General features: G+C 51.0%; 15 protein-coding genes. 5 read left to right on the top strand and 10 right to left on the bottom strand.

Annotation, left to right across the window (positions count from 1 at the left end; all coding sequences use genetic code 11):
- Positions 1-21 precede the first annotated feature (21 nt).
- From ACYU8Y_RS05800 to ACYU8Y_RS05780, 5 genes are all read right to left on the bottom strand, one after another.
- The gene (locus ACYU8Y_RS05800) at positions 22-2,358 is read right to left on the bottom strand and encodes a glycoside hydrolase family 65 protein (protein WP_460935111.1); all 2,337 of its coding nucleotides are present in this window, start codon (positions 2,356-2,358) and stop codon (positions 22-24) included.
- Positions 2,359-2,441: 83 nt separating this feature from the next.
- Positions 2,442-3,017, bottom strand: a complete 576-nt coding sequence (locus ACYU8Y_RS05795) for a DinB family protein (RefSeq protein WP_460935109.1) — start codon at positions 3,015-3,017, stop codon at positions 2,442-2,444.
- A 29-nt stretch (positions 3,018-3,046) separates the two neighbouring features.
- The gene (locus tag ACYU8Y_RS05790; RefSeq protein WP_460935107.1) at positions 3,047-3,655 is read right to left on the bottom strand and encodes a nucleotidyltransferase family protein; all 609 of its coding nucleotides are present in this window, start codon (positions 3,653-3,655) and stop codon (positions 3,047-3,049) included.
- Between the two features lie 123 nt (positions 3,656-3,778).
- Entirely contained in the window at positions 3,779-4,549 is a 771-nt protein-coding gene (gene truA, locus ACYU8Y_RS05785; protein ID WP_460935105.1) for a tRNA pseudouridine(38-40) synthase TruA, read from the bottom strand.
- Positions 4,550-4,797: 248 nt separating this feature from the next.
- Positions 4,798-6,009 (bottom strand): helix-turn-helix domain-containing protein, encoded by a 1,212-nt coding sequence (locus ACYU8Y_RS05780; RefSeq protein WP_460935103.1) that lies wholly within the window; start codon positions 6,007-6,009, stop codon positions 4,798-4,800.
- A gap of 196 nt (positions 6,010-6,205) precedes the next feature.
- On the opposite strand from ACYU8Y_RS05780, the gene ACYU8Y_RS05775 reads away from it, so the two are divergent.
- On the top strand, positions 6,206-7,636 hold the full coding sequence (locus ACYU8Y_RS05775) for an aldehyde dehydrogenase family protein (protein WP_460935101.1): 1,431 nt from the start codon (positions 6,206-6,208) through the stop codon (positions 7,634-7,636).
- Between the two features lie 136 nt (positions 7,637-7,772).
- On the top strand, positions 7,773-10,718 hold the full coding sequence (locus ACYU8Y_RS05770) for a hypothetical protein (RefSeq protein WP_460935099.1): 2,946 nt from the start codon (positions 7,773-7,775) through the stop codon (positions 10,716-10,718).
- A gap of 49 nt (positions 10,719-10,767) precedes the next feature.
- Here the strand turns inward: ACYU8Y_RS05770 and ACYU8Y_RS05765 are convergent, their stop codons facing one another.
- The 5 genes from ACYU8Y_RS05765 to ACYU8Y_RS05745 form a co-directional block, all read right to left on the bottom strand.
- Entirely contained in the window at positions 10,768-12,090 is a 1,323-nt protein-coding gene (locus ACYU8Y_RS05765; protein ID WP_460935097.1) for an ABC transporter permease, read from the bottom strand.
- A gap of 66 nt (positions 12,091-12,156) precedes the next feature.
- Positions 12,157-13,071, bottom strand: a complete 915-nt coding sequence (locus tag ACYU8Y_RS05760) for an ABC transporter ATP-binding protein (protein ID WP_460935095.1) — start codon at positions 13,069-13,071, stop codon at positions 12,157-12,159.
- A gap of 172 nt (positions 13,072-13,243) precedes the next feature.
- Positions 13,244-13,681 (bottom strand): chromate transporter, encoded by a 438-nt coding sequence (locus ACYU8Y_RS05755; RefSeq protein WP_460935093.1) that lies wholly within the window; start codon positions 13,679-13,681, stop codon positions 13,244-13,246.
- 100 nt (positions 13,682-13,781) lie between these two features.
- Entirely contained in the window at positions 13,782-15,029 is a 1,248-nt protein-coding gene (locus ACYU8Y_RS05750) for a dicarboxylate/amino acid:cation symporter (RefSeq protein ID WP_460935091.1), read from the bottom strand.
- A 200-nt stretch (positions 15,030-15,229) separates the two neighbouring features.
- Positions 15,230-15,685 (bottom strand): SRPBCC family protein, encoded by a 456-nt coding sequence (locus tag ACYU8Y_RS05745; protein ID WP_460935089.1) that lies wholly within the window; start codon positions 15,683-15,685, stop codon positions 15,230-15,232.
- A 157-nt stretch (positions 15,686-15,842) separates the two neighbouring features.
- Here ACYU8Y_RS05745 and ACYU8Y_RS05740 point away from each other — a divergent pair, with 157 nt between their 5' ends.
- The 3 genes from ACYU8Y_RS05740 (at position 15,843) to ACYU8Y_RS05730 (ending at position 21,400) form a co-directional block, all read left to right on the top strand.
- The gene (locus ACYU8Y_RS05740) at positions 15,843-19,865 is read left to right on the top strand and encodes an ATP-binding protein (protein ID WP_460935087.1); all 4,023 of its coding nucleotides are present in this window, start codon (positions 15,843-15,845) and stop codon (positions 19,863-19,865) included.
- Between the two features lie 247 nt (positions 19,866-20,112).
- Positions 20,113-20,508, top strand: coding sequence for a LytTR family DNA-binding domain-containing protein (locus ACYU8Y_RS05735; RefSeq protein ID WP_082111573.1), 396 nt, complete (start codon positions 20,113-20,115; stop codon positions 20,506-20,508).
- 160 nt (positions 20,509-20,668) lie between these two features.
- Positions 20,669-21,400 (top strand): endonuclease III domain-containing protein, encoded by a 732-nt coding sequence (locus ACYU8Y_RS05730; protein WP_460935085.1) that lies wholly within the window; start codon positions 20,669-20,671, stop codon positions 21,398-21,400.
- Positions 21,401-21,472 lie beyond the last annotated feature (72 nt).

Genomic DNA, 21,472 nt, shown 5'->3' with positions numbered 1-21,472 from the left:
AGGTGTAACTGGAAGAATGAATCAGGCGATAACTTTACTACTAACCGTTTTGTGGCTTTCGGCTTTTATCGTCACGTCTTTGCCAAGTAGCTCAATGGTAATGGGTTGCCCCGAAAAATTATGCACCGTTACCTCCTGCTGAGTGGTCGTTACCTGCAGCAACACCCCCCGAAAGCGAATCTTGAACGATATCGATTGCCAGTTGTCCGGGCAGTACGGATTGAGAACAACCCGCGATTCGGTGCCCTTTCCGGTTTCGATCCGGAACCCGCCGAAACCTTTCACGACCGCCAGCCAGGTGCCCGCCATACTCGTAATGTGGCAACCGTCTTCGGTGTCGTTATTATAATCATCCAGGTCGAGCCGGGCCGTACGCAGGTACATCTCGTAAGCCTTTTCTTTCAGGCCCAGTTTCGATGCCTGAATGGAGTGTACGCAGGGTGAGAGTGATGATTCATGAACGGTCATCGGCTCGTAAAAGTCAAAATTCCGCTTCAGCGTCGCCGTATCGAACTCATCCTCAAAGAAATAAAGGCCCTGCAGGACATCGGCCTGCTTGATGAAACATGACCGCAGAATCCGATCCCACGACCAGTTCTGGTTGATGGGCCGCTGGCCTTTGGGTATATCCGAAACGGGCATCAGGTCTTTATCCAGGAAGCCTTCCTGCTGCAGAAAAACACCCAGCGAGTCATCTTTCGGCAGGTACATTTTTTCCACAATTTGCCGGGCCGTTGCCAGTTCTTTCTCCTCCCGGAAGTGAATCCGGTCGATCAGATCAGCGTAGGCCGACGGGTTCATTGCCTTCACTTTTCCGACGGCTTCGGTGGTGTAGCGCAGTGTCCAGGCGGCAATGTAGTTGGTGTACCAGTTGTTATTGACGTTGTTTTCGTACTCATTCGGACCCGTTACGCCCAGCATCACATACTGCTCTTTGGCTTTTGAGTAGTTGACGCGCTGGCTCCAGAACCGGCTGATGGCAATGAGCACTTCCAGCCCGTAGTCGACCAGGTACTGCTCGTCGCCGGTATACCGAACGTAATCGTAAATGGCGTAGGCAATGGCCCCGTTCCGGTGAATTTCCTCAAACGTGATTTCCCATTCGTTATGGCATTCTTCGCCCGTCATGGTTACCATCGGGTACAGCGCGGCCCCGGCCCGAAAACCGAGTTTCTGCGCATTTTCGATGGCTTTGCCGAGTTGTTTATACCGGTAAACGAGCAGATTTTTTGCCACTTTCTGTTCGGCCGTGGATAAATAGAACGGCAAACAGTAGGCTTCGGTATCCCAGTAGGTCGAGCCGCCGTACTTCTCCCCCGTAAAACCTTTTGGCCCGATATTCAGTCGCTCATCTTCACCCGTATAGGTCTGGTTGAGCTGAAAAATATTGAACCGGATACCCTGCTGCGCGGCAATGTCCCCTTCGATAATGATATCGTTCGTTTTCCATTTATCGGCCCAAGCCTGTTTCTGCTCGAACAGCATTTTTTCGTAGCCTTTCCGGGTAATTCGCTGGATGTACTGATGAGCATCCTTAATGATCGTATCCGAGTCATAATTCAGCGACGACAGGTTTACGGCGTATTTATACATCACCGTTTCCTGGCCTTTCCGGCAGTCGAGCGTGATGCGGTTAGCCACATACTTTTCGTACTTGATGGGCTGCGACTGGTAGTCAACTTTCACGCCATCCTGCTCGATCTCGACGCACATGCCGGTGGCAACGTGAAAGCCCGTTTTGCGCGTCCGAAGCTCAATGTACGCTTCGCCGTAACCGGTTTCTTTCCGTACTTCATCCCAGAACGTTTCATCATAATTCGCGTCGCGGTTGCGGATATCGCCGTTTATGTACGGGGTGATGGTAATTTTTGCGTCAAAATTCAGCGGTTTGATGGCGTAGCGAATGGCCCCGGCCTCGTCGTCGACGATGGAGCAAAACCGTTTGGCGTTCACCTGTACTTCCCGGCCACTTTTCAGAATGGCGACAAACGAACGTTCGAGGTAACCTTCCTGCATGTTCAGCACCCGCCTGAAATCCCGAACCTCGCAGTGATTGAGATCGAGCGATTCGTATTCAATATCAATGTCGATGCCAATCCAGTTGGCCGCGTTCAGAACTTTGGCGAAGTATTCAGGATAGCCGTTTTTCCACCAGCCCACCCTGGTTTTGTCGGGGTAATACACACCGGCGATGTAGTTGCCCGGCAAGGTTTTACCGGTAAACTTCTCTTCAAAATTCCCGCGCTGGCCCAGTCGGCCGTTACCCAGCGACATCACACTTTCGGTAACTTCGTTAAAGTCGCGGTGAAACCCTTCTTCAACAATATTCCAGGCATCCTGGACAATATAATTTTTCATCAATACCCGTTAGTTAGCGATTCGGTTCTGAATGGCCGCAATTAAGGGATTCAGAACCGAAAATTTATAATTTTAGAACGATACTAAGCCGCAAATGTATCCATTTCTGCTTTCACCCGCATGGCCTGATTTATATGCCTCTCGGTATGAGCCACCAGCATTCTGACTGCATCGCCCAGCCGGAGCTTGAGCCAGTTGCCAAAAAGAGACATCATCTTCTCCCGATTCCAGTCCAGATAAACCGCTTTCGTCAACTGGTTAGTCAATAAGGTTTGCAGGTCGAGAAACTGCCGGATAACATCGGCAGGCACCAGGTCGGCGGCTTTTCTGGGATAAATTATACCCGGCGCGGGCAGTTTTACCCTTACCTGCGGGTCGACCATAAAAAGCATCGCTTTGCCTACCAGATCACTTTCCAGCAGTTGATCGCCGGGATTTTCCTGTACCAGACCAAGCTGATCTACTTTGTGCTGAATGTTACGAATATAGAATCGCTCGGCCAGATTGAGGTGCTGCAAACACTCCACGATACTCCATTGACTGGGCGCGGGTTTCCAGCGAAGCTGCTCTTCGGTAAGGGTAGCAAACTCCCGTTCAACGAGGTCAATAGCTGACTTAAGGCGTGTTTGGAGATCGCTGGCCGTGGCTAGTTTTTGCATAAACTTATCTAGATCCGAGTCATTGGCTTCTACAATGTATCCATGATCGCCTGCTGAAACAAATCCAGGTCACGTCTGGAGTCCAGGTCGATGGCCCCGGCTTCGAACGGCACTTCCGAACAGTCGTTCCGGTGTCGGCCAATTACCCATTTAACGCCCTTGTCACCCTCCAGTTGCAGAAGTTCGTTGATGTAATCCCGGTGAAACAGAGCGGGTACGCTAAGCTGCGTGTCATACCGGCAGGCCACAATGCCTTTGCCCTCCTCATTTTGGGTATCAACCATGTGCTGCAGCAAGCCCAGCGATACGAGTGGCTGATCGGTATGCAGCACCAGAACGGCGTCTATGTCTTTGTTAATGATGTACAGGGCAGCCAGTCCGGTTTTCAGCGACGATGCCTGTCCGGTTGGCCAGCTGGCATTGTCGACCAGCGTGATCGGCAACCCGCTGAGCTCAGGTACGATCTGAGCCCGGTTAGCTCCTAAAACAACAACCACCGGCCCACGCTGGAGCGCCAGTGCACTTTCTGTTACCCGTCGTAAAAGCGACTGGCCTTTATAGCTGATTAACTGCTTGGGTTCGCCCCCCATTCGTGACGAGTCGCCAGCGGCTAATATGATCGTTCCTATTCTTAACAAAATTCCTTTTTTACTTGAAGGTACTAAATAATGAGTGAAATCGAACCGCCGATGCGGAGCGAAAGAAACAAAGAGTGAAAGAATGAAGGAGCGAAAGAGTGAAAATTATGTACAAGCACTCTTTCACTCTTTCACCCTTTCACCCTTAATCGCAGCAAACACCTCAGCGGGGTAGCCAACCTCAACCAGGGAAAGCCCCTGAGCGGGGGCCGCTCGGCCAGCCTTTCGCCGATCACGCGCCAGAATGATCTGATCGAAATCAGCCACGCTCAGCCGATCCTGTCCAACCGCCAGCAAGGTTCCAACGATGGCCCGAACCATACCGTGCAGAAACCGATTGGCTTTGATATGAAAGACCAAATCGCCGGACGGCCGTTGTTCCCAATAGGCCCGTTCGATCTGGCAGTTAAAAGTTAGCACATCCGTCTTTACTTTACTAAAACTCTCGAAATCAGCATGGTGCAACAAGCGACCAGCCGCTTCATTCATGCGTTCGACCGACAGGGGTAATGTAAAAACGTAAACAAGCCCATCGCGAAACGGGTCTTTCCGACGGCTGATTGTGTATTGATAATACCGTGATATGGCCGTAAAACGGGCATGGTCATCGGGGCGGACGGGAAAGCAGTCATACACCGCAATGTCTGGCGGAATCATGCTGTTTATGGACCGGATCAGGTTGACGGGCAAATCAGTACCGAACTCAAAATGAGCCCATTGTTCACCCGCGTGTACGCCCGCATCGGTTCGCCCACTCCCCACGATGGCAATGGGTTGCCGAAGTATCGTCGTTAACGCAGTTTCGAGCACTTCCTGAACACTTAAGCCATTGGGTTGCCGCTGCCAGCCGTGGTAAGCCGTACCTCTGTATGCCAACTGAAGAAAATAACGCATAAGTGAGGACAAAAGTAGGCGATATCGACATGTTAAAAACGGAAGGGGGCCATGGTTTCAGGAAAATACCTGACCCCAGAGCCCCCATTTAAAAAGAGGAAGGAAAAATTGTGCAAGTCAGACTCGTTCTGACGATCAAAACGACAAGCGAACTTACCTCTCCCTAACCTACTCGTTAGTGCATTGGGTTTTCCAACTGTGTAAAGGGTTAAATTAGTAAGGGAACGGCCCTGTACAGAAAAGGAAAATCAAATTCGTTCGACCTCAAAGCGTAATTCATCCACCAATTGTTTCAGGCGATCCGTATTTGGCGCGGGCGGGGGCAGTTGCTGACTAACAAACGCAGCGATTTCCCATACTTCCTGTACGTCTTTCAACAAGACTTCCCGATTCTGAATATCGGCCCGATCGGCGGTTAGCAGCAGGGTTCCCTTTACCTTCACCTGATTGTACACCCGTCGGCAAACGATACCGGCCCCCGCTGGCGAAACCTCGGAACGCTGGGGCTGAATGAGCAGAACGTAAAGTTTCCCGTCGGCAATATCGAACCAGTTTCGAATAAACTTACCCACCAGCAGGGCCTTCGGAAAAACAAAATCATCGCCAGCCTCAAACGCCCGGTAATTTCCTTCAGGCAACGTGGGCAGGTGCATAGCCGGAAGGTGATGCAGAAAGTCGGCCTGCTGATACCGTTGGCAATAATCGGCAAATTGGCGCTGCATCACCACCGGGATCGTGGGGGCAATGGATTGCGCCGATGCGTGTGGCCGGGCCGACGTAGCCGGGCCATCGTATACGTTATTAAACGCCATCGAATCGATCGGATGACTTGCCGGAGGCTTGGGCATCGGAGTTGTTGACCTGGGCTCTGGCTGCGCGTTAAACAACTCATCCAGTGATGACTGATTTCGCTCCTGAACAGGCGATATGGGCAGTTCCTGCTTGAACGTCACTGGCTGAGACCGCTCTGGCGATCCCTGGTTTGGCCGAACGGGGGGTGTAATGACCGGCGGAATGGGCGCTGGCCGATTTTCATCCTGTGTTCGATAATATTTGTTCAGCACCGACGAAAGGGGTTGCGGCTCAGGAACCGGCGGGCTGGGCTGGGCAAAAATATCCGGAAAATCAGGATGTTGAAAGGGATCATCCTCGTCGGGATCAACCTTCCCATCGGTCCGGATCGTGTTCAACCGGGCATCTGTTGCTTTGGTCGGCTGACCAAGCGGAATGCTTAAATTCGGTGTTTCACGAAGTTTGCGAAGATCCTGTCGCGTCAGCAATTCGACCGTTGTGTTAAACGCTTTGGCAATGGCTTGTATATTCTGCCCGTTCGGATTAGCACGACCTTCTTCGTAGGCGCCTAATAACGAACGCTTTATGTTTATTTTACGAGAAAACTGCTCTTGCGTCAAACCGTTCAGTTTGCGCAGATAGCGGATGTTGTCACTGACGAGCGTCATCCAGAATAAGGGTTTGCTAAAGTTTCAGCTAAGATAAGGTTTCGTGTTTTAAATGCCAATAGCCGCTGAGCTAGCCGCTTTTTTGTATTTTTAGTGCAATCTCTGGGATGAAACCATTTCGTAGGTAACCTGCCAGGCACTGTTGGTCTGTTCAGGCGCAAACCTGCCTGATCCAGAATCATTTGTCAACAAGCATATGACTCCCCTACTCCCCGAAACCAGCCTGCAGAATACGCTACATGTGGCGTTCGATACCCAACGCCAGCATGCCCGACAGATGGCCCTAACCACTGCCGGACAGCGCATTGAACGGATTCGCCGGATTCAAACCTGGGTCAACGCCCACCAGTCTGATATTGAGCAGGCCATGTACAACGACTTTCGAAAGCCATCCGCCGAGGTGGTTCTGGGGGAGTTGTTGTCGCTTCGCGCCGAAATTAAACACACCATACGGCACCTGAAAGGCTGGATGAAACCACAGCGGTTGCCAACGCCCTTAGCGCTGATCGGTACCAAAAGTCAGCTTATTTATGAGCCAAAAGGGAATGTGCTCATTATTGCCCCCTGGAATTACCCGTTCGTGCTGAGTATCCGGCCATTAGTATCAGCGATTGCTGCGGGCAACGTGGCTATACTCAAACCGTCGGAACTGACACCCCATACGGCCGGGCTGATCAAGAGGATGATTATCGAGCTGTTTCCTAAGGAGGAAGTCGCTGTTTTTGAAGGCGATGCCAGCATTTCGACAGCGTTGCTTGAGCTGCCGTTTAACCATATTTTCTTTACGGGCAGCCCGGCCGTTGGGCGGCTTGTGATGACTGCAGCGGCCAAACACCTGGCATCCGTGACGCTGGAGTTAGGCGGCAAGTCGCCCGCTATTGTCGACGAGTCGGCCGACGTAAACCAGGCTGCCGGACAGATCGCGTGGGGAAAATGCCTGAACAACGGGCAAACCTGTATTGCCCCGGATTATGTCCTGGTGCACCAATCCATCCGGCAACCTTTTATCCAGGCGCTGCGCGCGACACTAACGAGCATGTACAGCCCTGACGGTAAGCCCGTTAACTTGTCAGACAGTTATGCTCGAATTGTCAACAACCGCCATTTCGACCGAATTCAGGAACTGGTGAACGATGCCGTCAGCAAGGGGGCAATAATCATTCATGGCGGGCAGATGAACGCCGACGAGAATTTCATTGAGCCCACCCTCCTTGAGCAAGTAACCGATGAGATGCACATCATGCAGGACGAGATTTTCGGGCCCGTGCTCCCTATACTCACCTATACCGATCTGGACGACGCGCTCAGGACCGTTACCCAACGCGAAAAACCACTGGCTCTGTATATCCACTGCCGCAATCAAAAAACCATTCAGTATATTTTGGATCGAAGTTCGGCGGGAGACACCGTTGTGAACGACACGCTGCTGCAATTCGGCAATGTCGAATTACCCTTTGGCGGGGTCAACAACAGCGGCCTGGGCAAATCGAACGGTTTTTTCAGTTTCCAGGAGTTTTCCAACCAGCGGGGGGTGATGCAGCGCGAGTTCGGCACCATGAAATTCATCTATCCGCCTTATACGGATAAGGTCAAGAAGGTAATAAACTTCATTGCGAAGTACGTTTGAAAGTAACGCGGTGACGCGGCATTCCAACATGCTGTCTGCCGTGATTGGCCTATTAGAGCGGCCATTCTGGACGTGTTACGCCCTGCATTGATGATGTGGGGCGTTTTTTCGTTAAAACCTTGTACCTTGACACCGCATGTTACAACGACGTTTTCTTTGCTCTCTGCTTCTCCTGGCGGGCCATCTGGCTACGGCTCAGTCGTTACCCATTCTTAGTCAGAACCCAGCCAGTTTGCACTGGTATCGACTGTCGACTCCGCATTTCCGGGTGCTCTACCCAGCGGGTTTCGACTCCACAGCGCAACGAACGGCCAAACGTCTGGAACGTTTGTACGAGCCCGCCAGTGCATCGCTACAGAAACAGCCCCGCCGTATTTCTGTCCTGCTTCAGAATCAGACGACAAACAGCAATGGCTTCGTTACGTTGTTTCCGCGTCGGTCGGAGTTTTTTGCCGTAGCCCCCCAGGACCCCGGTTTGCTGGGTACGTTTGACTGGCTCGATCTACTGGCCGTTCATGAATACCGGCACGTGGTCCAGAACGACAAAGCGCTGCAGGGATACGGACGTGTACTCTATACGTTTTTGGGAAATACGGGGCTGGGCCTCCCCCTCTTAACCGTACCCGACTGGTTTGCCGAAGGTGATGCCGTCAGTAATGAAACCTTACTGAGCACCAGCGGCCGTGGTCGAATACCGAATTTCGATCTGGGTATGCGGGCAAACTTACTGGCCAGCGCCAACTCGCCTAAAAAACGCTTCGATTACCCAAAAGCCGTGGGGGGCTCTTACCGCGACAATGTGCCAAATCATTACGTGCTGGGTTATTTTCTGACAACCTACCTTAAGCGGTCATATGGCCCCGATGTCTGGAGTCGCGTTCTCAATCGAAATTACCGCCGATTCCCCTGGCCGTTTGCGTTTTCGGCTAGTATAAAAGATGAAACCAAGTTAAGGACGGAGGATCTATACCAAAAAACGATGGATGACCTCACCGAAACCTGGCAGAAAGAACAGGCTAGTTTGCTTATTACACCGGCGTCGACCTTTCCCGTAACGGCCGAGAAACAGGCGTCGAAACGACCCGTCTTTACCAATTACCAGCATCCTCAATTCCTGACCGATTCGACTGTGCTGAGCGTAAAGAGCGGCCTGGGCGATACCCCCCGACTGGTTATTCTGGATAAAAAGGGAGACGAAAAAACGATTTTCGTGCAGGGCTTCCCCAATGATCCGGACATGCTTTCGGCCTCCTCTACCAAAGCCTGCTGGATTGAGTTTGGTTATGATCCCCGCTGGGGACAACGCATTTATTCGAATATTCGGATTCTTGATCTTGCCACCGGGAAACTTACCCGCCTGACTCACCGCGCCCGCTATACGGTGGCGGCCCTCTCCCCCGACAACAGTAGGCTGGTTGTGGTCGAAAACACAGACCAGTATAAAATCAGGTTACTTGTTCTGGACGCAAAAACCGGCAAGATTCAAAAAGTCATTCCCAACCCCGACAACGAGTTTTACCAGCACCCGCGCTGGAAAGATAACAAGACCATTGTTGCCGTAGCGCTGAAAAACAACCAGAAAACAATACAAAGCATTGATACGGAATCAGGTCTCCGAACAAACCTGCTACCACCCGTTAATGAAAATATCAGCCATCCGCAACCCTGGAGTCATTATGTTCTGTATAATTCGCCCCGTTCGGGCATCGACAATATTTACGCCGTAGACACCCGATCCGGGCAGGTTTTTCAAGTTACTTCGCGTCCGCTGGCCGCTTATCACGCGGCTGTGTCACCATCGGGTTCGCGCCTTGCTTTCGAAGATTTTTCGGCAACGGGCTACCGCATTGACGACATGCGGCTGGAACCGGCTAGCTGGAAACCCGTTACAGAGCCTGTAAAGGAGCAAGCTGTGCGCTATTTTGGCCCGCTCATTAAACTGGAACCGGGTGCAGCTCAGGGCCGTCTGGCGCTCAAAGACTCCGTATCGGGGCCAGCCACTTATTTCCCTACGCGTTTCCGGCGTATAGCCAATGCCGTAAACATTTACAGTTGGGGACCGGTGTTCAGTAGCACGGGGCAGGCACTAGCGGTTGGGCTGAGTTCACAGGACTTACTGAGCACCACGCAAATCAGTGTTGGCTACAACTACGATCAGGCCGAACGGGCGGGTAACGCCTTTGCCCTACTCAGTTACCAGGGGCTTTATCCGGTAATTGACTTCAGTTTCCAACGCGGTTCGCGGAGTACATCTCTATACATTGATCGGGTAGCCCCCGCCGATAGCTTCCGTACCGACCGGTGGCAGTATAACCAGTTAACGGCTGGTTTCCGGTTGCCTTTCCAGCTAACCAACTCCAAATACAGCCAGAATCTCAGCCTATCCGCTTATTACAATTACCTGCACGTGACGGGGTATGACCTGCCTTATCGGTACGTAACGGAGGTTGGTTCGGCGGGGTCACTGAATGCGATTACGTATGGTTTCAGCTATTCGCGTTTGCTTCGCCAAAGTAAACGGGATGTAGCGCCCCGCTGGGGCCAAACACTCTCGGCCAATTACCGTACCACGCCTTTTGGTGGCCAGTTAACGGGTGAGCAGTGGGGCGTTCAGGCAAATCTGTTTTTCCCAGGCCTCGCCAAACACCATTCTCTTCGGTTGCGGGCGGGGTATCAGGAGCAGGCCAGAGGTACGTATCAGTTCAGTTCAATTGTGTTTTTTCCTCGCGGACAGTTGTACGTCAGCGATGACAAGATCAGGGCAGGCAGTGTGGAGTATCGACTTCCGATTGCCGACACACACTGGTCATTCGGGCGGTGGCTGTACGTGCAGCGCATCAAAGCCGGTGGTTTTTATGACGCCACCAATGGGCAATCGCTTGTTGAGCTACGGGATACAAATGGCCGGTTACGGGGCTACGAAACCCAGCGCCATACGTTCCGGACAACCGGCGTCGACGTGTCGTTTGTATTCAATACCCTCCGATTGCGCACTCCCTTCGAGGCCGGCTTCCGCACCATCTACAACGTAACGACCGGTCAATGGCTGGTACAACCGTTGGTGCTTGACATTGGGTTTTAAGTTTTGGTTGGCTAACGCAGGCTCGACGCATCAGCCAACCAAAACCGAATCAGCCTTTATAAAATACCCATTTCGAGAGCTCGCGAAACGATACTTTTTTACCGTACATCAGAATACCGACGCGGTAGATACGGGCCGCCAACCAGGTCGTTCCAACGAAGCCCAGCACCAGCAACGCCATTGACAAAGCCAGTTCCCAAATGGGTACGCCAAACGGGATACGAACCATCATGACTACCGGCGACGTAAAGGGAATCATGGATGTCCAGAAGGCCAGTGGCCCATCGGGATCGCGCACGGCAATCTGGGCAAAAGCAATAGCGGCAATGATAGGCATCATGATAGGAAACATAAACTGCTGGGTTTCCGTCTCGTTATCGACTGCCGCGCCAATCGCGCCAAACAGAGCGCTGTACAGCAAATAGCCGCCCAGAAAATAAAACAGAAAACAGCTGACGATCAGGGGGATATTGAGCGTTCCAATGGCCGCCATCACATCCGCAACGGGATTTTTGGCCGTTGCCATTTTAGTCTGTACTTCCTGTCCGCCCGGCATCCCATTCATGCGGGTCGTTACCGCCGACTGTGCCGTTTCCTTCTGGCCGATCAGTTGAGAGCCGAGCGTCATCAGGCCAACCGTCAGCACAATCCAGAGCATGAACTGCGTCAGCCCCACTAAAGCAACCCCAATGATTTTGCCCAGCATTAACTGAAAGGGCTTCACCGACGAAATGATAACCTCCACAATGCGGTTTGTTTTTTCTTCCATCACGCCCCGCATGACCTGCGTCCCATAAATCAAGACGGAGATGTAGATTAACAAAGCACAAAATCCGCTGATAATGGTCGTTGCAATGCCGTTATTACTTTTCTCACCCCCATCGCTCAGGCTAATGGTCTGCGCATCAACGTTGACCTTTGCATCCTGAATCACTTTTTGCGTGATACCTGCCTGCTCCAGTTTGATGGTTTCGATTTCTTTGGAAATAGCCCGTTCAATATTGCTCTGCAACGCCAGGCTCACGCTTTTTTCAGAGAAAATCTGTACCGTTTTGGGCTGCTCGATTACATTTCTGGGAATAAAAACCAAGGCGTTATACCCTTGCTTGACAAACGTTTTCTTAGCCTCCGCCAGCGATTGTTTCGGGTAGGAATAAACCGTCTCGTCGTCATTTTTGAATTGATTGACAAACCGGCCGCTCTCATCGACGATCGCGATTTTCTTCTGATTGATTGAGCTGACCGCTGCCCAGCCAATGATGGCATAGAAACCAAAGATCAACAATGGACCCAAAATCGTCATAATAATGAACGACTTTTTGCGGACCCGAACCATGTACTCGCGCTTGATAATAAGGAAAATTGTATGCATTCTGATAAACCGGCCAATTGGGTCGGCGCAAAGATGTTGACGGATTAGGACAAAATTCAGCTACCACTAGGTCGTTGGCACTTCGCCTACGGCCTGGATAAAAATATCGTTCATACTGGGTATGTTTTCACCAAATGCCCGGACAGCCACCCGGTCGAGGAGATAGCGGATAAGGTCATTGACGGCCGCATCGGGCGGAATTCGTATATCGGCCCGCACAAAGCCATCATCGGTTGCCTGCGTATGAAGCACATCAAACGCCGTGGGCAGCGTCTCCAGTTCTCCCTGGTATTCGACGTGATACGTATGGGTTTTGAATTGCTCTTTGATTGCCCGCTTCGGCCCGTCGAGCACCTTGTGCGCCCGGTTGATCAGGGCAATGTTATCGCAAAGTTCTTCGACGGATTCCATGCGGTGCGTCGAAAAGATGATCGTTTTCCCCTTGTCGCGCAATTCCAGAATTTCGTCTTTAATCAAATTGGCATTGATTGGGTCAAAACCAGAGAAGGGTTCATCCAGAATAATCAGGTCAGGCTCATGCATGACCGTTGCCACAAATTGCACCTTCTGCTGCATGCCTTTGGAAAGGTCCTCGACGTTTTTGGTCCACCAGGTTTTGATATCGAACTTAACAAACCAGATTTTCAACTTTTCCATGGCCTGCTTTTCCGTCAGTCCTTTCAGTTGAGCCAGGTAGAGAAGTTGTTCGCCGACTCTCATTTTTTTGTAAAGACCCCGTTCTTCAGGCAGGTAGCCGATCCGTTTGATGTGGTTGGGATTCAATCGCTCACCAGCCAGGATAACCTCCCCCGAATCAGGCGCAGTAATCTGATTGATGATTCGGATAAGCGATGTTTTGCCAGCGCCATTGGGGCCAAGTAATCCAAAAATACAGCCTTGCGGCACGGATAAACTGACATCATCCAGCGCTCGGTGTTCGGCATACTGTTTAACAATGTGGTGGGTTTCGAGTATGTTCATCCAGTTTAGGTAAATGGGTGATCGCATTCTGTTCGCTCAAACTACCGGCTTTTGTCACGTAACGTCAACCAATTTACGGATGAACTGTCAACCGACTATACAGGCGGCATAAAAAAGGCCACAATGTTTCTATTGTGGCCTTTTAGAACAGTAAAATACGGGAGTAAGTCCGTTAGTTGTAATAGTCCCGGACCTGAAAAAGCAACATCAGAAATAACAAACCCAGCAAAATGCCAATCAGGCTAAACGAAAAAACGCTGCTGACAATGCTCAGTAACTGGGCATAATAGCTCAGCACCCAGCCGGTTCGCTTCCGGTTAAACAAGCCGGGAAGCGCCATAAAACCCAGGACGATCTGAGCCAGCGCGATTACCATGGCGATGGTATAGCCAAGACCAAGTCCTGCCCCACCCATGTAGGAAAGTGGCATAAAGGCGGCTCCGATGCCCAGAAAAGCCAGAATTCCGGGCAGTGCCAGTAACAAAAATACGAGCGATACAATCGGCCAGTATTTCACAAACCCCTCCCGAAAATTGTACGGAAATTGAAAAGGAGCTTTGGTTGTAAAAAAGGGAGCCAGTTCGGTCTCCAGCAAAGCAGGTTGAGCCATAGGACGAAGCAGTGTAAGAATAAAAAAAGATGGCGGTTACAAAAACCTAAATATACACTTTCCTGCGAATAGCCAGCCTATAGAGACTAAAGTCGATTTATTAAGCGGCAACTTCGTCCGTCTCAATGGGTTGCGTTCTGAACTCACCCTCCCATTTGGAAATCACACAGGTCGCTACGGCATTACCGGCAACACTCGTCGCCGAGCGGCCCATATCCAGTACCTGATCGATACCCAGCAACAGAGCCAGCCCTTCAATGGGCAGGTTGAACAACGACATCGTTCCGGCAATAACCACCAGGGACGCCCGTGGCACCCCGGCGATTCCTTTGGAGGTAATCATCAGGGTAAGCATCATGGTGATCTGCTGCTCGATACTGAGCGGCACGTGGTAGGCCTGAGCAATGAAGGCCGTGGCAAAGGTCATGTACAGCATGGAGCCATCGAGGTTGAAGGAATACCCAAGCGGCAGAACGAAGGAAATAATCCGCTCGGAGCAGCCAAAACGGCGAAGGGCTTCTATTGTCTGGGGAAATGACGCTTCGGAGCTAGCTGTGCTGAACGATAGAATGACGGCTGAACGAACTTCTTTTAACAAGGCAAAGTACGGGATACCGACGACCAGGCAGATAAGCGACAGCACCACGAAAATAAAGAAGAGTAGCCCCCCAAAAAAGCAGAGAATTAAATATGCGTATCCGCCCAAAATACCCAATCCTTGCTGGGCAACGATGGCGGCAATGGCACCCAGAACCCCAAATGGCGCAAAAGACATCACGTAGCTTGTCACCTTAAACATCACATGGGATAAGGCATCGAGCGCCTTGATGATGATTTTCCCCTGCGCACCAATGGCACCAACGGCAATACCAAAAAATATACTAAAGACGACAATCTGAAGGATTTCGTTGGTGGCTAAAGCCTCAATAAAACTGGTCGGGACAATGTGCGTAAAAAACGTTTCCAACGTAAATTTCTGTACCGTTACGCCCACGTCAGTCCCTTTGGCCGGAAGCCTGGTTATGCTCATCACTTCCCCTGGTTTCATGATGTTAACGACCAGAAGGCCAACCACCAGCGACAAAATGGTGGCAAAATAAAAATAAGCTAATGTCTTGAGGCCAATTCGCCCAACGGTTCCAAAATCGCCCAGCTTGGCAATGCCAACCACCAGCGTGGCAAACACAAGCGGACCAATAATCATCTTTATGAGCCGGAGAAATATTTTGGACAAGATATTGAGATCAGTCCCCGAAAAACCAGATGTTGTGGCCGGAAAAAAATAACCGATGGCAATACCAAGCACCATGCCCAGAAAAATGCGAGTCGTTAAATTAGGTAGTTTCATGCAGTGTAAGTAAAGAGCCGTTCTAGACAAATGTAAATGAATCCGAGCAGTTGAGAAAGCCTGTTTGTCCAACGGATGTCCGTTGGCGTGAATCAGGTTACGGGCATTCAGGCAAAAACTTGACCGCAGCTACCGTACTTTTTTTGCAAATCCGACTTCGATCCGCTATTATGCGACTAAATCAGTGGATTAAGTGAATTTCATTTCCTGGCGTAGGCCTTACGGAACAGACGTCGATAAATTGGTTTACGGTAAGCAAATTGTATCCACAGAAGCGGATACAGTAAATAATCTGTTAATCGAAACGGCGTTTGAAAGGTAATATCATCAACGATAATCGTTTGCTGGTCAGCCGAACGTTGAAGCCGATGGTGGTGTTGCCAATACGTCAGGAAGAAAGGGAGCTGAAAGCCCTGATCAACGAAAAAGATTTCGTTATGGCTCGTTTGCTGATCAACGATCTGGCTGATCCAGTCCTGACGAAACAAAAGAAAATTTAGCCTTAAATGAACCGTATCCCCTTTTAGACAGCCGTCGAACCGGACGACATCTACGGGAGGAAAAGGTGGACTGAGTTTCTCGAAAAGGGTCCGATCAAAGCCAGCCCAGACATCTGGAAGGGGTTGTTCAACCTGAGTTTTAAGGACAATATGCATGGTAGGCGAACAAACAGGAAAGCGAAATGCCGACGAAAATAGGTTCTTTTGGCCAGAAAAAGGTACACCAATACTAAGTAAACCAACAGCCAGGGTTTGTAAGCCGTGCCTGTTTCATTTTGACACGAGCCCGGTTGGGCATTTTTTCTCCTGGATTATGGGTAAGCAATGGGTAGTTCGCTGTATTTTAGTTGGGCTACTTGGTTTGTCGGTGCTGGCCAAAGCGGCTCCTGAACCGGAATACCTTACGGTTCGAAACGGGTTGCCCCAAGGGTTTGTAAAATCACTTATTCAGGATCAATACGGCTTCATCTGGCTTGCTACCCGCGACGGCCTGTGCCGGTACGATGGCGTTCACTTCCGCATTTATACGCACAATCCGCAACAAGCCAAATCACTGTCTTTCAGCAGCATATACGAAATAAAGGACGATAAGCAGCACAAACTCTGGCTCCGCACAGAAAATAATCATATTGATCGATTCGACCCTGTTACGGAGCAGAGCTACCGAATTTCCAGCTCAAAGGCATTTCAGGAAGCCCTTGGACGGGACCAGCTTATTGGCATCCAGCCCGATAATGCAGGCAATGTGTGGGTGGCCACGCTGACGAACGGGTTTTTCCGGTTGAATGCCAATGGAACCGTTTCCCATCGGTATTGGGGCATGCAGGGCGATACCATTCAACGGACCCTTCATGCTTTGTTGATCGACCGATACAGTCAGGTTTGGCTGGCAGCCAAAGATGGCCTGTTCCGATTTAGTCCCGCATCGGGGCAGTTTGTGGGCTTTCGTATAGCGCAGGGCCTACCCCAAAACGAAGTATACGGCCTTCACGAACGGGCGAATGGCGAATTGATGCTGGGTTTTCCGGGTCAGGTTGCGTTATTCGAACCGGCCAATGGACAAGTGAGGCTGATCGTTTCCCTGCCCGGATCACCGACGGCCATACCTTTGTTCACCAAAGATTATCGGGGCATCGATTACATCAATCAAAGTCGCTATACCGACAAATCCGGTCTGGTTTCGTTGCTGACACCCGCTGCGAACGGACTCGATGGATCGGCCGGCAATCCGGTTTCCAAGCTGGGTAAATATTCGGCCGTTTCTTTATTGGTCGATCGAACGAACGTGCTTTGGATTGGTCTGAATGGAGATGGGGTTATCAAGTATGACCTTAATAAGCGCCCTTTTCAGACGTGGCCCTACAGTCAGAACTTCCAGACCGACTGGCTTACCCAGCAGTTTAGCGTGCCGCTGGATGCCATTCCGCCGGTTATCAAACAGCAATCGTCGGCCAGTATGCGGTATCAATTCGACCGCCGGAAAAACCTGTGGATTACAACGCCACAGATAGCCCCCTACCGCTACAATGCGTTCCGAAAACTGTTTGCGCCCGTGCTGCCAACTGGCATCGAATCGCGCTGGCTTCCGAATGGGGAGTTCCGATTAAGTGCTTTGTCGACCGGCGCGCAGGGTGAACTTTGGGGATTATTAGGCCCGCACAATCAGGCGGTTGTCCGGCATAATCCAGATCAGGAAACCTTCACCGCCTTTCCATTGCCCCTGCCGCCAGGCCATCCCTACGAGATTATGGCGATGGTGGTGGATGGTGGACGCGTGTATCTGGCAACGAAAAATCATGGGTTGTTGCGGGCTGACCTGTCACTAAAGCGGCTCATTCACTGGCATAGTGGCGGCAACGATGCCGGGACATTACCGGGCGACGCCCTTTTGTGTCTGGCGCAGGACCCGGTCCAATACAATTACCTTTGGATCGGTACGTTTGGCGAAGGCTTGTGTCGACTGGATAAGCTGACGGGAAAAATCCGGCGGTTCACCGTTGGTCAGGCGCTTTCCAATAATGTAATTTACGCCATTCGGACGGGGGGCGACGGGCATCTATGGCTCAGTACCAACCGGGGGCTGTGCCGGTTTGATACACGTACTTTCGAAGCCCGAAACTACATGGCCGACGACGGCCTGCCCGGCGAAGAGTTCAAGCAGTTTCATGATGTTGCGCTTCCTGACGGTCGGCTCATCTTTGGCGGCACCGGGGGTTACACCGCCTTCGATCCCCGAAAAGTAAGTGAAGACCCCATAAAGCCAAAGGTCGCCCTTACGGCTTTACGCATCAACAACCAGCTGGTAACGGCTACGACGCCGAATTCGCCCATTGACCGGGATATTAACGAAACGGCAGAAATTACGCTGACCCACCAGCAGAACTTCCTGTCGGTTGATTTTGCGGCCCTTGAATTTAACCAAACCCATAAGAATCAGTATCGGTATAAGCTGATAGGCCTGGACAAAGACTGGGTTTATAGCGGAAATCAGTCGACAGCTACCTATACCAACCTCCCCCCCAGCACCTATACGTTTGTTGTCAATGCCTCCAATACGTCAAGTGTCTGGAGCCCGTACACGCATTCGTTGCGCATCGTCATCGACCCGCCCCTTTGGGCAACCTGGTGGGCCTATCTGGCTTATGCGCTGCTCCTGATCGGCGCCATTGTTCTCTTCCTGCGCATTCGGATCAACCGCATACGCTTAAACAGCCGGATGGAATTACGCGAACAGGAGTCGGTTCAGTTAAAACACCTTGATGAAATAAAATCTCGTTTTTTCTCCAACATCACGCACGAGTTCCGGACGCCGTTAACCCTGATTCTCAGTCCATTGGAGCAGGTGTTGAATGATTCCCGCGACTCCCCTTACCACGGCCGCCTGTCCCTTATTTACCGCAATGCCAATCGGCTCCTTCGGTTAATCAACGAGCTACTCGACCTGGCTAAACTTGACGCTGGTAACCTGACGCTGACACCTACCCCCGCCGATCTGCCGGATTTCGTCAAACGTACGGTGGCCGTTTTTTCGGACGAAGCCCAGCGCAAACACATTCAGTTGCAGCAGACTCATCATTTTCATCAGCCTTATTACTGGTTTGACCCGGATAAAATAGAAAAAATCCTGACCAACCTGCTGTCAAACGCCCTGAAGTTTACCGATGAGCATGGCGTTATCAATGTGTCAACGCACGTTTCGCCAATTGATCCCGTTTCGGCTACCTCGGCCAATACCGATCTCATCCGGCTCGTTGTTTACAATACAGGCGCTGGCATTCCGGAACACCAGTTGCCGCATATTTTCAACCGCTTTTACCAGGCGGATCCTATGACTGAACGCTCGGTAGGAGGCTCGGGGATTGGTCTGGCGCTGGTGAAAGAACTCGTCGAGATGATGCATGGCACCGTTTCGGTAGAGAGTAACCCCAATCTGGGCACTACGTTCACCGTCGAACTTCCCTGCCGACAAGCGCGCGCTGAGCTTGTTACCACGCCCACGGGAAGCGAAAAACCAACGGGTATTTACGAGCAAACACCTGGCAACCCGAACCTGAAAGTCGACAAATCACCGCATATTCTTCTCGTGGAGGATGACGATGATATCGCGGAGTTTATTAGTATGACTCTGCAGATGGAATGGCCGATAAAGCGAGTAAACAATGGGCGGGCTGGTGTGGAAGCAGCGATTGCCAATGGGCCTGATCTGATCATCAGTGATGTGCTCATGCCCGAACTGAATGGGTACGAGCTTTGCCGGGAACTAAAAAATAACCCGATTACCAGCCACATTCCCATCCTGCTTCTGACGGCTAAAGTCTCTGCAGAGAGCCGGATTGAGGGCCTAACGGCTGGGGCCGACGATTATCTCGCCAAGCCTTTTCAGGTCAATGAGCTAATGGGTCGTGTTCGGAACCGCATGGCCCACCAGCAGCAGGTTCGTCACTACTATCGAACCCAGTTGCTGCGCGAAGGCTACTTGCCCACCACGAGTGAGGCCCCCGAAGATGATTTTATGAATCGGGTTTATACCTTGCTTGAAAGTCATCTGGACGACTCAACCTTTGGTGTGGAACCATTGGCTACGGCCATTGGTATGAGCCGCATGCATTTGAACCGGAAAGTGAAAGCCATGACTGGATTAACGCCAAACGAACTCATCCGTGTGGTCCGGCTAAAGCGTGCCGCCGAACTCCTGCTGACAGGGGCTTCTATCTCTGAAGTAGCCGACCGCGTCGGGTTCGATACCCCGGCTTATTTCTCCAAAGTATTCAAAGATCACTACCTGATGACCCCATCAGAATACGTCGAACAACATCGACAGGAGATAATGCGATAACCCCATTTAAGAATTTCCCTGCTTGGTTCGACGGTCAACTTTTGTCTTAATTTCTGACCATCGTATCTCTTTAATTATGGAAATACGGTGCTTCAGGGGCTTTTTGGTGTAGAAAAGTAAGCTTTCATATATGATGTTACAAATTTCATAGTCGGTGTTACGAATGAGCAAGGGTTAGGCGTCCGGCAGCTTTAGTATTGCATCAGTTACTCCTTATCCATAGTGTCTGAAGGCATTACCCTTGCTTATGTCCATGTCAACCTTTTCATTTTCAAATCGGTCCACTCCTGTAGAGTGGCCTCCATTAAAGCTCTATTTACGAGAAACTGGACGCCAGTTTTTTTCTGTAACTGACTTGGTTTACCTGCAGGCTGTTGCTAATTACAGCTGGCTAAACTGGGCCGATGGCAAAAGGATGCTTATGCCACGCACCCTGAAATATTACTCCCCGCAATTACCCACCGAATTATTTATACGTCTCCACCGTAACTGTGTAGTAAACCGGCGCTTTGTAGAACGGCTTGAACGAACAGACACAGGTGGTCTGGTTCATCTGACAACAGGTGAAGTTCTGCCGGTTTCTCGTCGTCGCTGGAGTTTGGTAAGGCGGCAGCTAGCTAACAACCGCCCAAACCTGAATTAGCCTGGCGTTTATCCGAGAAAGCCATCGATCTGCTCTTTAACAGATCGATGGCTTTTGTTTGTTATGGCTAGGTGAACGTATGTACTGAATAGTAGAAACATTCTCGTTCAGGCCGGGTTGAGATGGCATACACAATATCTTAAGCCCGGTTTATTCCTGTATGCAGCCTACACCCTCCTTAGCCAGTAAAACACTCGACGCCCATGAGCGGTTGAACCAGGAATACGGCATACAGGCCATCAAGGGGTATTCCGATCCCATGCACGAGTTAATCGGGACAATTCTGTCGCACCGCACAACGCATGCGAATGAAGTACTCGCTTATCGTACCATGCGTGAACGGTTTCCTACCTGGGAGCAAGTGCGTGACGCGCCAATTTCAGATCTGATAGATGCCATACAAACGGCCAATTACCCCGAAATAAAAGCGCCCTATATCCAGAATCTGCTCGCCCATCTCTTTCGGGAACGAGGAGCGGCCAATATTGACTTTCTGGGTGATCTATCTACGGAAGAAGCCATGAACTGGCTGACAACTTTACCGGGCATCGGACTGAAAACGGCGACGATCGTTTTACTGTTTATGTTTCATAAACCACTACTGCCGGTCGATACGCACGTCCATCGCGTCACGCAACGACTCGGACTGATCGGGCCCAAGGTGAGCGCCGAAAAAGCACACGCCATCCTGTTGGGGTATTTGCCCCAGGAGGCCCTGGTCTTATTTAACTTCCACAAGCATTTTTACTGGCATGGGCAACGCGTCTGTACCTGGTATTACCCCAAATGCCAGGCGTGCGTTTTGCGACCTATGTGCGATTTTCATCAATCCGGAGGGACCGCAACGCTCAGTAGCACGCCCGTCCGGAAAAAGAAACCCACCGATGTTTAATCGATCTATTTGACAATAGAAAAGGCCCACCTATTTACTCTGGCGGGCCTCATCTTTGGTTCGGTAGTGAAG

It is taken from the genome of Spirosoma humi, assembly GCF_054776575.1.
Note: the sequence above shows the minus strand (reverse complement) of the source record. Positions and strands in the feature narration are given on the sequence as shown.